Here is a 14551-nt window from a genome sequence, read left to right on the forward strand (position 1 = left end):
TTCAGCTGATGGACTCGATGTGGTACTCGTCGGTGCCGGCCTGCGTGGCGACCTTGAACTTCTCGCCCTTCGACCGGCCCATGAGGGCCTTGCCGAGGGGGGAGGCGTCGGAGACCTTGGGCACGTCTCCCTCCAGGACCCCCGCCTCGACCGGGGAGACGACCTGGACCTTGAACGTCTCGCCGGACTTGACCTGGGTGAGCGTCACGACGCTCCCGTAGTCGACGTGGCCGCGGCCCTTCGTCTCGATGACCTCGGCGCTCTTGAGTTGCTGCTCGAGCTCGTCGATGCGCAGCTCGATGCGCACCTTCTCCGCCTTGGCGTCCTCCAGGCCCGTGTCGTCGTAGTCGTCGGACGACCCGGTCAGCTCCTGCAGGATCTTCGTGGCGTCTTCCAAACGGGCGTACTCTTGCTCCAGCGTGGCCTTGAGGCGCTCGTAGCCCTCAGGCGTGATGCGAACTCTCGCCATGTGGTTCTCCTTCAAACGCTCACTTCGTGAGTTGAACTAGGGACCGTTAGCAAGCGGCTTGCCCTGCGACGAGGACAAGCCGTCATGCTCCCAACTGTCTTTCCAGTCTACCCCACCACGATGAGAACGGGCGATCGTGGCTCACCGCTCCCCGACGCGCTCCCGGACGCCGCACACCACCGGCGCCGGCGTGGCAGCCGGACGCTGGCCGTGCCCGCACGGCGGCCGGACGCTGGCCGCGAACGCACGGCGGCCACCTCCTTTCACCTTGCACACTCCCCGGCTGCTTAAACTTGGCTCATGTCGTTGCGCAGCATCGTCCTGGTCGGCTTGGCGCTCGTCGCGCTCACCCTCCACGGCCGGGCCGCCGCGCCCGACTCTTCCATCACCATCGCCCCGCTGGAGCCGTACCAAGAGCTGTACGCGGCGCGGGCCATGGGCGACGCCGCTGCGCTCGAGCGGTTGGCCTTCGGGGGCGACCGCTACTCCGCCTACTTGGCCGCAGTCGAGCTCTCCGCCTGGCCGCAACTGAGCGCCGGCCTGCGCCTCAGGGCCCTGGAGCGCGTGCTCGAGCTCCGTATGCCCGACTCCCTGCTGCGCGCCGAGAAGCTGCGCCTGGACCTCATGCACGGCGAACTGGCCGAGGCGGCCGGCGAGACGGCGGTCGCGGTGGCCGCCTACCGCGAGGTGCTCCCCGACCCGACCGCGCTCGCGGCGTTCCTACGCCTGGAGCAGGACCCGTACGCGCGAGCCAACGGCCTCCTCGCGGCGGGGAGGAACGAGGAGGCCCTCCAGGCGCTGGACGGGCTCGCCGCCCCATCCATCGAGGCCCCGGCCCTGCGTGCGCTGGGCCGCTACGAGGAGGCGCTGGCCGCCTACGACGCGTGGCTCGCCGCCGACCCCGGCAACGCCACGGCCGCCCTCGGCCGAGCGTGGTGCCTCTACTACCTGAGGCGCGACGACGCGGCAACCGCGGCCTTCGCCGCCCTCGGCCAGGCGGGCGACTACGGCCTCGGCCTCCTCGCCAACCGGGCGGGGCGCACGGACGCCGCCGTCGACTACCTGCGCGCCACCGGTAGAGCCGACTACATCTGGCTGGCCACCGACTACCTCGAGACGCAGGGGCGTTACGCCGACGCCATCCCCATCTACCTGGAGCTCGCGCGGGGCGGCAGCGCGTACGCCGACGACGCCGCCTATCGTGCCTACGTGCTCGCCCAGCGGCTCGGCGACGCCGGGGCCGAACGCGCCGCGCTCGACCTGATCCCGCTCGGGAGCTTCTTCGCGCTCAAGCTCGGCGGCCTGCCGGCCGCACCCGACCCGACGTCCGCCCCGGTGGGCGAGTACACGCGCGCCGCCATCCTGGGCACGGCGTCCGAGCTGGCCGCGCCCACGCTCACCCTGGCCTCCTACCTCGTCGGCTCGGGCGACAAGCCTTCCGCCGTGGGCGAGCTCCTCTTCGGGCTGCGCGACGCGGAGGCGGCCGGCGACGTCTACGCCGTGCTCCAGCTCAGCGAGGCGTTGCAGGGGCTGGACGAGTACCGCCAGAGCGTCCGCGCCGCCCGCGCGCTCCTGGGAGCCGGCATCGACGACCTGCGGGTATGGCGCCTCGCCTACCCGCCCGCCTGGCCGGCCACCGTGAGGGCCGCCGCGCTCGACAACGACCTCGAGCCCGCGCTCATCTGGGCGGTCATGCGCCAGGAGTCCGCGTTCAGCCCCGTGGCCGTCTCGCGCTCCAACGCGCAGGGGCTCATGCAGGTCGTGCCCACCACCTGGGACTGGCTAGCCGAGCTGCGCAAGGAGCAGCCCGGCGACCCCTTCGACGTGGTCTCCAGCATCGAGTACGGCGCCACCTACCTCCGTTGGCTGCTCAACTACTTCTCCGGCGACGAGGAGCTCGTGATCGCCAGCTACAACGGCGGCCAGGGCTACGTCCGCCGCACCCTCGAGGGCGACGTCATCAAGGGCGACCGCGACGACTTCTACCGCCTCATGGACCGCAGCGAGACGCGCGAGTACCTGCAGATAGTGTCGGAGAACCTGGCCGTCTACCGCGTCCTCTACCCCGGACTGGGCGCGGACGGCGCCGACTGGGCCTCGCTGCTGGCCGACCGGGGCGAGTAGGCTTCACCCGGCGCCAAGCGGTCCGAAGCGACGGGCCCGCCTGCGGCGCGGCGACGCGAGCGGGCCCAGTCACGGTGCGGCAGAGCGGACTGCGAACATACCTGCCGCTGAGCAGAGCTAGGCAGCGGGCCTACCCTTTGCGCAGCAGAGCGAAGCCCCGAGCCACGACGTCGTGCACCCACCGGTCGTCGGGCTTCCGCCCCTCCAGCAGCACCGCCAGCTCGTCGGCCGCCAACCAGCGGCCCTCGCTATGCTTGTCCGGCTCCAGGCGCGGCCTGAGCAGGTCGCCCGTGGCCGTGACGAGGAAGTCGACCTCGCTGCGCGCCACCCCGCCGGCCTCCCAGTCGAGGACCTCGACCACCGGCCCGACCTCGTCGAGGGTCCAGCCCGTCTCCTCGCGCAGTTCCCGGGCGAGCGCCCCCAGGACGCTCTCGCGGGCCTCGGCATGCCCACCCACCAGGTCCCAGCACCCCGGGAAGACGGCGCGCGTGAGGCTGCGGCGCTGCACGTAGATGCGGCCGGCGCCGTCCGTGACGAGCGCGCCCACGACCACGCGCCTGCCGTCGGCGCCCGCCGTGGCGGCGAACAGGTCGAGGGCCTCGGGGGAGGCGGGGGAGCCTATCTCGAGCCGGCTGGAACCTCGACCTGCCATCGAACCGAGCTTAAACCGCTAGCGGGGCCGACGGTCCTAGGCCGCGGTCACGAAGCGGCGGGCGGTCGGGCGAGTCCTTCGCGAAGGCCCACCCGAACGCCCGCCGCCGTAGGCTCAGCTATCGCCGCGCCGGCTCAGGCCGCGGTCTGGGCCTGATCGACGAGCTGAACGGAGAAGCTGAACTTGACGTCCTCGCTCACGAGGAGGCCGCCCGTCTCGAGGGCCTGGTTCCAGGTGAGGCCGAACTCGGCGCGGTTGATCTTGCCCGTGCCCTCGGCCGCCGTGCGCTGGTTGCCCCAGGGGTCCTTCATGAAGCCGGTGGCCTCGGTGTGAAACACGGCCGGCTTGGTGATGCCGCGGATGGTGAGGTCGCCATGCACCTCGAGGTCGTCGCCCTTACGCTCGATGGCGGTCGAGCGGAACGTGATGGTGGGGTAGCTCGCCACGTCGAAGAAGTCGGGGCTCCTGAGGTGGTTGTCGCGGCCCTCCACGCCCGTGGTGATGCTCGCGGCGTCGATGTCCACCTCGATGGAGGTAGGGATGCCGGCGGCGTCGGCCGTGGCCTTGACGTCGAACTTCGTGAAGCGACCGCGCACCGTGGCGAGGCCCATGTGACGAACGGAGAACTCGATGCCGCTGTGGGTGGTGTCTAGCGCTAGGCTCATGTGAAGCTCCTTAACGAGGTCGCATCATCACATGTAGCACTCCAGAATGTCAAGCGCAATAACATCCCAAGCACTCCAGGTGCTAACATGCCCCTCATGAGCTCGGAGGCCGGCGTCTGGTGCCCCGTCTACAGCTCCATCGAGCTGTTCCAGGAGAAGTGGGTCCTGCACATCGTACGGGCGCTGCTCCGGGGCCCGCACGGCTTCAACGAGCTGAGCCGCGCCGTGGGTGGGGCCAACACGACCACCCTGTCCCAGCGCCTGGAGCACCTGGAGCGCCTCGGGATCGTCGACAAGACGGTCGAGTCGACCATGCCCCCACGCACCCGCTACGAGCTGACCGAGTCGGGGCGCGAACTCGAAGGGATCATCGCCGCCATCGACGCCTGGGCGCGCTCCCACATGCGCCGCTGCCAGGAGCACGACGCGAGCGGAGCCCCACGCCAACCGTACGAGGCCGATGCGCAGAGCCCGGTCCCCGGCCCGGACGAGCCGGCGGCTCCGGGCGAGGCCCGCGCTCCCGCCGAGCGCGGCGCCTAGGCAAGGCCGCTGCCGGCGCCCGCGATGCTCGAGCTCGTTCGACTCACCAAGCGTTACGGCCGCACCGCGGCGGTGGACGGCCTCGACCTCGTCGCCAGGCCGGGCGAGGTGCTGGCGCTGCTCGGCCCGAACGGCGCCGGCAAGACCACGGCCATCCGGTGCGTGACCGGCCTCATCAGGCCGAGCGGCGGCCGGATCCTCATCGGCGGCCACGACGTTGAGCGCGAGCCGATCGCCGCCAAGACCCTCACGGGCTTCGTGCCCGATCGGGCCTGGTTCTACCCCAAGGTGACCGCCCGCGAGCTCCTGCGCTACTTGGCGAGCGTGCGCGGCCTGAGCGTGGCCGAGAGCCACATGGACGCCCTGCTCGCCCGTTTCCGCCTCACCCGCAGCGCGGACAGCCTCACCGAGACGTTCAGCCACGGTATGCGCCAACGCCTGGCGTTCTGCGCGGCCCTGATCGGCAGGCCGAGGCTCTTCATCGCGGACGAGCCCATGGTCGGGCTCGACGTCCAGGGCCACCGCGACGTGAGGCTCCTCTTCCGCGAACTGGCGGCCGACGGCCTCGCCGTGATCCTCACCACCCACACGCTGGCGGTGGCCGAGGAGGTCGCGGACAGGATCGCGGTCATAGACCGCGGCAAGCTCGTGGCCCTCGGGACGCTCACCGAGCTCCGGTCCATGCTGAATCGCTCCGAGGAGACGTCGCTCGAGGAGCTCTTCCTCCTCCTGACCGAGCCGGAGGCCGTTGGCCTGGAAACGTCGGACGCGCTAGCACCGGTCCCGTACGCTCCCGATGCGAAGGCCGACGCCGGCTCGGACGGGCACGGGGGCCCCGATGGGCACGGCGGCGCGGCTAGCGACGCATGACGCTCTTGCGCCTGCGCGCGCTCGGCGCATTGCGCTCCCTCGCCGCGCGCCCCGCCTGGCTGGTGGTCGGCTCCGGGCTACTGCTCGGCCTCGGCTACGCGATCTTCCGCGGCGTGGCGGCCGGGGTGCGGTGGCTCTACGCCTACCCGCTCGTCGATCGCCTGGCGCCCGTAGTCCTGCAGCGCAGCCTCGAGGGGCTCTTCCTGATGCTGATGGCGGCCGTCCTCTTCAGCGTGCTCGTCGCCAGCATCGGCATCCTCTACGGGAGCGCCGACCTCGAGCTGCTCCTCGCCCAACCGACCGGCCGCGCCCGCGTGTTCGGCATGAAGGTAGTGGAGTTGTTCGTGAACGCCGCCGGCCTCCCGCTGCTCTTCACCCTGCCCGTGCTGGCCGGGATCGGCGTGGCGCTGGGCGCCCGCCCCCTCTACTACCTGGTGGGCGCCCTCGCCGCCTCGGCCCTGTACGCGCTGCCGGTAGCGGTCGGGGCCCTGCTGGCGCTCGTATTGGTGCGCGTCGCGCCCGCCGGACGCGTGCGCGAGGTGGCCACGGCCGCCAGCGTCAGTGTGGCGGCGGTCGCGCTCCTCGGCCTACGCGCGCTGCGCCCGGAACAGCTCTTCCGCCTCGGCGACCAGGACACGGACGCCTTCGAGCGCTTCCTGACGTCCTTCGCCCGCCTCGATGCCGGCTGGCTGCCGCCGGCCTGGGCGGCCAACGCGAGCTGGGCGGCCCTGGACGGCCGCCTGCACGCGGGGCTGCTCGTCCTCCTCGCCACGGGCGCGGCCGGCCTCGGCCTGGCCGGCCTCCTGGCGCACGTGGCCTTCGCGCGGGGCTGGGTGAGGAGCCTCGACGCCGCCCCGGTAGCTGCGCCGCGGCGCCGGTCGACCGCCCCCCGGTGGGAGCGCGCCCTCGTGGGGCGCCTCGGGGTGACGGGCGCCATCATCGCCAAGGACGCGCGCGTGTTCATGCGCGACGTCCAGCAGTGGAGCCAACTCATCGTCCTGGCCGCGCTGGCGGGGGTGTACTTCGTGAGCCTCGCGGCCATCCCCGTGCCGACGCAGCAGTTCCGCGACGGCCTCGGGGCCATGAACATCGCGTTCGTCGGCTTCATCGTTGCCGGCATCGGGCTGCGCGTCGCCTACCCGAGCGTCTCCTTCGACGACGGCGCGTTCTGGCTCTCGCAAGTGCAGCCCATCCGCAAGCGCACCGTCGTGCTGGCCAAGTTCCTCTTCACCCTGCCGCTCATGCTCGCGCTGGCGCTCGGGCTCGGGATCACCGCCGGCAAGGTGCTCGATGCCAGCCCAGTGCTGGCCTTCGGCGCCCCGCTGGCGGCCGGTTTGAGCGCCTTGGCGATCACGGCACTCGCCGTCGGCCTCGGCGCCGCCAACGCGCGCTTCGAGTTCACCAGCCCGAACGAGCTCGTCATGACGCCCGGTGCGTTCGCCTACATGGCGCTCGCCCTCGCGTACACGGCGGTCGTGACGGCGCTTCTGGCACGGCCGGCCTGGCTCGTGATAAGCGGCGGGGGTAGGGCGGCCTACTGGTCGACCGCCGAGGGTCTGGGCGTGATCGCGGTCCTCTCGGCCCTCACGGTCGGGACGGCAGCCGCGGCCTTGGCCTTCGGCGTAAGGCAGCTCGCGCGGACGGAAGCCGGTCTGCCCGGGGGCTGAGCCAGGCGGCGACTCCTTCGGCACCGATCCCGCGTCATGACGATGCGGCCGGCGGGTCCCCGTGCCAGGCCTTCGGCGACTTGCCGGCCCGGCGCCCCTAGTGCTGGAGACGTAGGGAGGTCCCATGCGACCAACGACCGTGATCGGCATAGTCCTCATCCTGCTCGGCATAGTCGGTTTCGCCATCAAGAGCATCACCTACACGAAGGACACCACGAAGCTCGATGTCGGCCCGCTCGAGGTGACGGCCTCGGAGAAGCGCACGGTGGACATCCCGGACATCGCCGCGGGAGTCGCCGTGGTGGCCGGCGTGGTCCTCGTGTTCGCCGGCAGGTCGGGCAAAAAGCCGGGCTGAACGGCCGCACGACCTGGCCCGCTCGCCGTCCGCCGCAGCCCAGCGGTCGTCGGTGAGCAGCCGAAGCAACGACGAACGTGGCAACGACGAACGAAGCCCGCACCGCACCGGCCTAGCCGGGTAACGGAGCGGGCTTGTCTTGGAGCGGGAGACGGGATTCGAACCCGCGACATCTACCTTGGCAAGGTAGTGCTCTACCAGCTGAGCTACTCCCGCGCGCGTCGCACGCCGGCCGCGTGGCCAGCGTATACGGAGCGGTCTGAGGCACGAGACCTCAGACCGACTCCTTGAAAAATAACCTCCTCGCACTGACCTACTCTTGCAGGGGGCTTCCCCCCAACTACCATCGGCGCTGGCGTGCTTAACTTCCGAGTTCGGAATGGGTTCGGGTGGGTCCACGCCGCCAAGAGCACGAAGAGGAAAGATAGGGACAGGCTATAGAAGGCAAGATCAGGTGTCCGATCTCGGAATGAGTCCGAGAAATGGTCAAGTCCTCGACCGATTAGTACTGGTCAGCTAAACACGTTGCCGCGCTTACACTCCCAGCCTATCAACCCGGTGGTCTTCCGGGGGTCTTACTCCCTTACGGGATGGGAAAGCTCATCTTGGAGTCGGCTTCGCGCTTAGATGCTTTCAGCGCTTATCCGTTCCGCACGTAGCTACTTAGCATGTGCCGTTGGTACGACAGCTAAGACACTAGAGGTGCGTCCACTCCGGTCCTCTCGTACTAGGAGCAGCTCTCCTCAACTTTCCTACGCCCACAGCGGATAGAGACCGAACTGTCTCACGACGTTCTGAACCCAGCTCGCGTGCCATTTTAACCGGCGAACAGCCGGACCCTTGGGACCTTCTCCAGCCCCAGGATATGACGAGCCGACATCGAGGTGCCAAACACCGCCGCCGATGTGAACTCTCGGGCGGTATCAGCCTGTTATCCCCGGGGTAACTTTTATCCGTTGATCGATGGCCCTTCCACAAGGTACCACCGGTTCACTAGGGCCGACTTTCGTCCCTGCTCGACATGTACGTCTCGCAGTCAAGCTCCCTTATACCCTTGCGCTCTACGCACGATTTCCGACCGTGCTGAGGGAACCTTTGCGCGCCTCCGTTACGATTTAGGAGGCGACCGCCCCAGTCAAACTACCCACCTAACGCTGTTCCCCACCCGGATAACGGGTGCAGGTTAGACGATCGAACCGATCAGGGTGGTATTTCACCGATGACTCCACCGAGTCTAGCGACCCGGCTTCACAGTCTCCCACCTATGCTACACAGAACAGTCCAAGCGTCAGCATCAAGCTGTAGTAAAGCTCCACGGGGTCTTTTCGTCCTGCTGCGGGTAGGCCGCATCTATACAGCCAATTCAATTTCACCGAGTCCCTGGTTGAGACAGCGCTCCAGTCGTTACACCATTCGTGCAGGTCAGAACTTACCTGACAAGGAATTTCGCTCGGAATTCTCCCCTTCCCGTTTCCGGGAGGGCCGGACTCTATCTTGATCGTCCCTTAGTTCATCCCATCGGCGATACGCTTGATCTCTTCGATGCCTTCCGCGGTGAGATGCGCACCCTCTTCCATGGCGAGGAGGACTCGCCGAAACTTCAGGAAGTCGACGTTCTTCATCGACTTGAGCCTGTGTTTCATGAAGAACGGGCAGATCACGTCGACCAGGCACTTCCTATCGCGAACACGATAAGCCAGCCGGTCACCGTTGTTCCTGCGCACCACGCCGCAGCCGAAGTACGCCTTCAAGGCGTGCAACAGCTGAGCATCTCGCTCGTGCTGAACCACCGTGAACTCCGGGAGCACTTGCACTCCCAGCGTCATCTCGTCGTGCTTGGCTATCCCGACGTGGAAACAGCCTTCGCCGTCGACGAAGCCGGCGATCCATTGAGCTTCGAGCTTCACGTATACCTCCGGGGCCGGACGACCCCAAACGTATAGTCTCTGAGGGTTCTTGGCGTGATCAACACGACCAAGCCTTCCCTGCGGATTGTCCCCATGTCCAGTGGATTGTTACTGCAGCCTTTATGCTGCGAGTACCGCGTGGCTGTTGTGAGGAGTTTCCCGCATATAGTTTGGTTTTACTAAAGCTAGCGTAATGTTAACCTTAGGACCGTTATAGTTACGGCCGCCGTTCACTGGGGCTTCAGTTCGGCGCTTGCACGCCTCCCGTTGACCTTCCAGCACCGGGCAGGTGTCACACCCTATACATCCCCGATGAGGGTTAGCAGAGTGCTGTGATTGTGGTAAACAGTCGCTAGAGCCAGTTCACTGCGCCCACCTCAGGCGATCCTAATGGACAACCTTACACGTGGGGCCCCTTCTCCCGAAGTTACGGGGCAAATTTGCAGAGTTCCTTAACCAGGGTTCTCTCGCGCGCCTTAGTGCTCTTACACTCGCCTACCTGTGTCGGTTTTGGTACGGGCGCCATCGCTTCAACGTTTAGAGGGTTTTCTTGGCACCGTGGATTCAACCAGTTATCAGTCCCGTAGGACCTTCCCGACGTACGTCATCTACGCGGAGGGCGGATTTGCCTATCCCTCCAGACTTCGCACGCCGCCGGGCATAGCCATAGCTCCGGTTGGCCTATCCTAATGCGTCACCCCATCACTCCACGACGGCGGGGCAGGAATGTTGACCTGCTGTCCATCGACTACGCCTTTCGGCCTCGCCTTAGGTCCCGCCTAACCCTGAGAGGACGACCCTTGCTCAGGAACCCTTAGGCTTTCGGCGGAAGGGATTCTCACCCTTCTTATCGTTACTAATTCCTGCATTCGCACTTCCGATACCTCCACGGCTCCTTACGGTACCGCTTCAACGGCTTACGGAACGCTCCCCTACCCAGCACAGCTTAGCTGCACTGACGCAGTTTCGGTGCATGGCTTAGCCCCGATCATCTTCGGCGCAGAGATACTCGACTAGTGAGCTATTACGCACTCTTTAAAGGAATGGCTGCTTCTAAGCCAACCTCCTAGCTGTCTTAGCGTCTCCACATCCTTTACCACTTAGCCATGACTTGGGGACCTTAACTGGCGTTCTGGGTTGTTTCCCTCTTGTCTGCGAAAGTTAGCTCACGCAGACTGACTCCCGGGGTATGAACCGACGGCCTTCAGAGTTTGACAGGGTTTGGTAAGCTGGTGAGCCCCCTAGCCCAATCAGTGCTTTACAACCATCGGTGAACCCCCGAGGCTAGTCCTAAAACTATTTCGGGGAGAACCAGCTATCTCCGGATTCGGTTAGCTTTTCACTCCTAACCACAGCTCATCCCAAGAGTTTTAAACCTCAACGGGTTCGGTCCTCCACTTCCTTTTACGGAAGCTTCAACCTGGCCATGGCTAGCTCATCCGGTTTCGGGTCTACTGATAGCGCCTGAACGCCCTGTTCAGACTCGCTTTCGCTGCGCCTCCGCCTATCGGCTTAAACTCGGCACTACCAGTAAGTCGCAGGATCATGCTTCAAGAGGCACGCCACCACCCGTTCGCACCCGAAGATGCGCATAGGGCTGTGACTGCTTGTAAGCACACGGTTTCAGGGACTATTTCACTCCCCTCACGGGGTTCTTTTCACCTTTCCCTCACGGTACTTGTTCGCTATCGGTCAGTCGGAATATTTAGCCTTACGGGGTGGTCCCCGTAGATTCACGCGAGGTTCCACGTGACTCGCGCTACTCAGGTGCCGGCTAGGCTTCCGCGCATTTCGCGTACGGGGCTATCACCCGCTATGGCGCGCCTTTCCAGTGCGCTTCCGCTATACGCTCGAGTCCATGTTGCCGGTCCTACAACCCCGGCTCCCGTAGGAGTCGGTTTAGGCTATTCCCTTTTCGCTCGCCGCTACTGGGGGAATCGAGGTTTCTTTCTTCTCCTCCAGGTACTTAGATGTTTCAGTTCCCTGGGTTCCCTCCACATGACCTATGTATTCAGTCATGGGTAGTGGGGGTTCGCCCCACTGGGTTGCCCCATTCGGAAATCCTCGGATCTACGCTTGCTTCCAGCTTCCCGAGGCTTATCGCAGGTAGCCACGTCCTTCATCGGTTCGACTGCCAAGGCATCCACCGTGTGCCCTTAGTAACTTGACCCATTTCTTTCATTGATGTGTATGAGCAGACACGCGATTCAAGTTTTCGAAAAAACCCGATTCGCGGCCCGGTACGTTTTCGCGTTCCTGACGGAACTACGAGCCCGTCCGAGCCCTGATGTCTTGCCTTCTATTCGCCTGTCAATGTTCTCGCCGGTCTTTCGAGCGGCAAAAGTTAGAGTACATCTTCGTGGCGGGGCGTGTCAAGCACCCCCACCTAGATCCCGAGCGCGGACCCGGTCCCACCCCTTGCGACGACCGGCTGAGCGACCGGCGAGACGGCTCCCGTACGGGACTTCCGCAAGGTTCCTCCAGAAGGGTGATCGACGGCGCGGCGCGCCTCCCGAGCTCGTCGGGCCCCGCCTTCAGCCGACCATGAGGACCTGCGCCGCGACGCGCTTCCCGGGCCTGGGCCAGCGCCGCGAGCACGGCGGCGCGCCGAACCCCTGCGACGCGCCGCCCTCAGGATCGGACGGCGACGCTCATCGCTGGGCCGACAGCTCTCGTAAGCGCTTACAGTCGCGCAGGTAGACACTGCGCGCATGGAGTGAGGCCAGTCCAGTTAGTGATGTACGTCTGCTGTTGACAGGCGCTCCGCGCCCCTCTATCCTCTCCCCCAAGATAGAACGTAAGCGCTTACGGCTAGGCATCGCGCGGCCGCACGAGTCCGCCCGCAGCCGTGACGAAGCAGCGGGCACGCGAAGCACGGGAGCTCCAACGTGAACGAACGCGCCACCATCCAGCAGGTCGCAGAGCACGCCGGCGTGAGCATCGGGACGGTCTCGCGGGTGCTGAACAGCCGCGCCGGCGTGAGCCAGACGACGCGCGAGCGCGTGCGCGCCAGCATCAAGGAGCTCGCCTTCCGCCCCGACCATGTGGCGCGGGCGCTCAGCAAGGCCCCGCTGCGCATCGGGCTCAGCCTCGCCGGCGGCACGCGCCGGCTGACCCCCTTCTTCATGCTCTTCCTCGAACACCTGATCGCGCGGCTGCAGCAGGACGGCTACCGCTTCGAGGAGGTGCCGGCGGGGCGCGACGGGCTGCCGGCATGGCTGCCCAACGGCGTCATCCTGCACGGCGCCCACGAGGACGACCCCCGCCTCGCGTACTTGCGCGACCAGGGCGTGCCCTTCGTCCTGGTCGGTCGTGCCACCGGGGTGAGGTGGGTGGCGCCGGACGACCACGACGGCGGGCTGCAAGCCACGCGCCACCTCCTCGCCCTCGGCCACCGCGAGGTCCTCCACCTAGGCGGCCTGATGGGTCACCAGGCCTTCCAGGACCGCTACGGCGGCTACCTCGAAGCCCTGCGGGAAGCTGGCGTCGCCCCGCGGCGCGACTGGCTCCTTGACGGCGGCTTCACCACGCTCGGCGGCTACCGGGCCGTGCGCCGCGCCTTCGAGAACGGCTGCGGCTGCACGGCCGTGTTCGCCGCCTCCGACGAGATGGCCCTCGGCGCCATCGCGGCCCTCGAGGACCTCGGGTTGGCCGTGCCCCTAGACGTCTCGGTCGTCGGCTTCGACGACCTGCCGGAGGTGGCGGACGCCCTCAGGGTCCCGGAAGGGCTCACGACCGTCCGCCAGGACATCGCCCACATCACCGCCACCGCCGTCACCCTCCTGGAAGAGGGCCTGCACGGCGCGTCTATCAGGAGCGAGACGGTTCCCGTGCAGCTCATGGCCCGCGGGACGACGGCGCGGAGGAGGGGGTGAACGGCTGGAGATGAGCGGCGGTAGACGCGAAGGCCGCCGAACAGCATCCACGGTCAACGGTAGGCGGACGTCGCAGGCCACGGGCCGCGACTCCGACAAGCAACGCCAAGGAGGCAAAGATGAGACGACTCTTCACGGCTGCGATAGCGGCGCTGCTCGTCACCATCGGCACGGCGAGCGCTCAGACCATCGTGCGGGTGCAGGGCTACGGCGGACAGGATCCGGCCATAGTCCAGCGCCTCATCGACGAGGTCATCGGCGACGATCTCGCCGCCCAGGGCATAACGATCAACTACGAGCCCATCGAGACCGACTACAACACCGTCCTCGTCAACTCGCTCTCGGCCGGCACGGCCGGCGACGTGTTCTACGTGCCCGGCGAGACGGCCCCCGGCTTCATCGCCACCGGCAAGCTCCTCGCGCTCGAGGACCTCGTAGACACGAGCGCGTTCATCGACACGCTCAACGCCGTCTTCTCGAAGGACGGTCACGTGTACGGCATCGCCAAGGACTTCAACACGCTCGCCGTCTTCTACAACGAGGACCTGTTCGACGCGGCCCGCGTCGAGTACCCCAACGCCGACGACGACTGGAACACCTTCTCCGACAAGCTGGCGAGGGTCGCCGCCCTCGACCCGGGCGTGTACGGCGCCTGCATCGCGGCCGACACGGCTCGTCTCGGGGCCTTCGCGTTCGCCAACGGCTGGACGACGTTCAACGCGGACGGTAGCGCCGACATCACGTCGCCGGCGTTCGCCGAGGCGTTCGACTTCTACACCGGCCTCGTGACGAGCGGCGCCGCGGCGCAGCCCGCCGACCTCGGCGCCGGCTGGCCGGGCGACTGCCTCGCGCGCGAGCAGGCGGCCGTCGCCATCGAGGGGGCCTGGATCCTCGGCTTCCTGCGCGACAACGCCCCCAACCTGCCGTACGGCGCGACCTTCCTGCCGAAGTCGCCCACGACGGGCCGCAGCGGCAACTACCTCTACACCGTCGCCTGGGCGGTCAACGCCGACAGCAAGGTGCAAGACGCCGCCGTCAAGGTCCTCGAGGCCCTCACGAGCCCCGAGGCGCAGCAGTTCATCCTCGAGCAGGGCCTGGCCATCCCCAGCCGCAAGGCGCTGGCCGACAACCCTTACTTCGCCCAGGACTCCGCCGAGGCGCGCGCCAACCGGATCGTCTTCGAGGGCGCCTCGCACGGCGACGTGTACGGGTTCCAGTTCGGCACCATCGGCACCGACTACATGGGACCGATCAACAACGCCCTGACGGCCGTCATGACCGGCGCGTCCGGCAGCGGGGCGGCCTTGAGCCAGGCGCAGAGCGAGCTCACGGCGCTCCTGCAGCGCGCGGCGCCGTAACCCTACTACCCCTCTCCCTCCGGGGCGCCCTTCAGCGGCGCCCGGAGGGGGCCATAGCAACCCCGAGCG

General features: G+C 67.1%; 10 protein-coding genes, 1 tRNA gene and 2 rRNA genes. 7 read left to right on the plus strand and 6 right to left on the minus strand.

Annotation, left to right across the window (positions count from 1 at the left end):
* Position 1: 1 nt before the first annotated feature.
* Positions 2–469, minus strand: a complete 468-nt coding sequence (locus M9914_03830) for a GreA/GreB family elongation factor (GenBank protein MCO5173300.1) — start codon at positions 467–469, stop codon at positions 2–4.
* Between the two features lie 300 nt (positions 470–769).
* Between M9914_03830 and M9914_03835 the strand changes: the two genes are divergently transcribed.
* Complete coding sequence (locus tag M9914_03835) at positions 770–2593, plus strand: transglycosylase SLT domain-containing protein (GenBank protein MCO5173301.1); 1824 nt, start codon at positions 770–772, stop codon at positions 2591–2593.
* A gap of 130 nt (positions 2594–2723) precedes the next feature.
* On the opposite strand, the gene M9914_03840 is transcribed toward M9914_03835, so the two are convergent.
* Positions 2724–3245: an NUDIX domain-containing protein gene (locus M9914_03840; protein ID MCO5173302.1), complete on the minus strand. Its 522-nt coding sequence runs from the start codon at positions 3243–3245 to the stop codon at positions 2724–2726.
* A gap of 134 nt (positions 3246–3379) precedes the next feature.
* A complete protein-coding gene (locus M9914_03845; GenBank protein ID MCO5173303.1) occupies positions 3380–3910 on the minus strand; it encodes a YceI family protein in 531 nt (176 codons plus the stop codon).
* A 96-nt stretch (positions 3911–4006) separates the two neighbouring features.
* Between M9914_03845 and M9914_03850 the strand changes: the two genes are divergently transcribed.
* The 4 genes from M9914_03850 to M9914_03865 all read left to right on the plus strand — a co-directional run bounded on the left by M9914_03850 (position 4007) and on the right by M9914_03865 (position 7342).
* Entirely contained in the window at positions 4007–4450 is a 444-nt protein-coding gene (locus M9914_03850) for a helix-turn-helix transcriptional regulator (protein MCO5173304.1), read from the plus strand.
* Positions 4451–4474: 24 nt separating this feature from the next.
* Positions 4475–5320, plus strand: coding sequence for an ABC transporter ATP-binding protein (locus M9914_03855; protein MCO5173305.1), 846 nt, complete (start codon positions 4475–4477; stop codon positions 5318–5320).
* A complete protein-coding gene (locus tag M9914_03860; protein MCO5173306.1) occupies positions 5317–6987 on the plus strand; it encodes a hypothetical protein in 1671 nt (556 codons plus the stop codon). Before M9914_03855 ends, M9914_03860 begins: the two co-directional genes overlap by 4 nt.
* A gap of 124 nt (positions 6988–7111) precedes the next feature.
* Complete coding sequence (locus M9914_03865; protein MCO5173307.1) at positions 7112–7342, plus strand: hypothetical protein; 231 nt, start codon at positions 7112–7114, stop codon at positions 7340–7342.
* 140 nt (positions 7343–7482) lie between these two features.
* Here the strand turns inward: M9914_03865 and M9914_03870 are convergent.
* The 3 genes from M9914_03870 to M9914_03880 all read right to left on the minus strand — a co-directional run bounded on the left by M9914_03870 (position 7483) and on the right by M9914_03880 (position 11419).
* Positions 7483–7558: transfer RNA gene (locus tag M9914_03870), tRNA-Gly, on the minus strand.
* A gap of 84 nt (positions 7559–7642) precedes the next feature.
* Positions 7643–7759: ribosomal RNA gene (rrf, locus tag M9914_03875) — 5S ribosomal RNA — on the minus strand.
* 65 nt (positions 7760–7824) lie between these two features.
* Positions 7825–11419, minus strand: a 23S ribosomal RNA gene (locus M9914_03880).
* Positions 11420–12137: 718 nt separating this feature from the next.
* Between M9914_03880 and M9914_03885 the strand changes: the two genes are divergently transcribed.
* Both M9914_03885 and M9914_03890 read left to right on the plus strand, forming a co-directional pair.
* Positions 12138–13124 carry a LacI family transcriptional regulator gene (locus tag M9914_03885; protein MCO5173308.1) on the plus strand — a complete coding sequence of 329 codons (987 nt, stop codon included), beginning with the start codon at positions 12138–12140 and terminating at the stop codon, positions 13122–13124.
* 119 nt (positions 13125–13243) lie between these two features.
* The gene (locus tag M9914_03890) at positions 13244–14482 is read left to right on the plus strand and encodes an extracellular solute-binding protein (GenBank protein ID MCO5173309.1); all 1239 of its coding nucleotides are present in this window, start codon (positions 13244–13246) and stop codon (positions 14480–14482) included.
* Positions 14483–14551: the final 69 nt, after the last annotated feature.

Source organism: Trueperaceae bacterium, assembly GCA_023954415.1.
Lineage (GTDB): Bacteria > Deinococcota > Deinococci > Deinococcales > Trueperaceae > JAAYYF01.

Coding starts and splice junctions, on each gene's coding strand:
- M9914_03830 (MCO5173300.1), bottom strand. CDS start 469: ATGGCGAGAGTTCGCATCACGCCTGAGGGCTACGAGCGCCTCAAGGCC.
- M9914_03835 (MCO5173301.1), top strand. CDS start 770: ATGTCGTTGCGCAGCATCGTCCTGGTCGGCTTGGCGCTCGTCGCGCTC.
- M9914_03840 (MCO5173302.1), bottom strand. CDS start 3,245: ATGGCAGGTCGAGGTTCCAGCCGGCTCGAGATAGGCTCCCCCGCCTCC.
- M9914_03845 (MCO5173303.1), bottom strand. CDS start 3,910: ATGAGCCTAGCGCTAGACACCACCCACAGCGGCATCGAGTTCTCCGTT.
- M9914_03850 (MCO5173304.1), top strand. CDS start 4,007: ATGAGCTCGGAGGCCGGCGTCTGGTGCCCCGTCTACAGCTCCATCGAG.
- M9914_03855 (MCO5173305.1), top strand. CDS start 4,475: ATGCTCGAGCTCGTTCGACTCACCAAGCGTTACGGCCGCACCGCGGCG.
- M9914_03860 (MCO5173306.1), top strand. CDS start 5,317: ATGACGCTCTTGCGCCTGCGCGCGCTCGGCGCATTGCGCTCCCTCGCC.
- M9914_03865 (MCO5173307.1), top strand. CDS start 7,112: ATGCGACCAACGACCGTGATCGGCATAGTCCTCATCCTGCTCGGCATA.
- M9914_03890 (MCO5173309.1), top strand. CDS start 13,244: ATGAGACGACTCTTCACGGCTGCGATAGCGGCGCTGCTCGTCACCATC.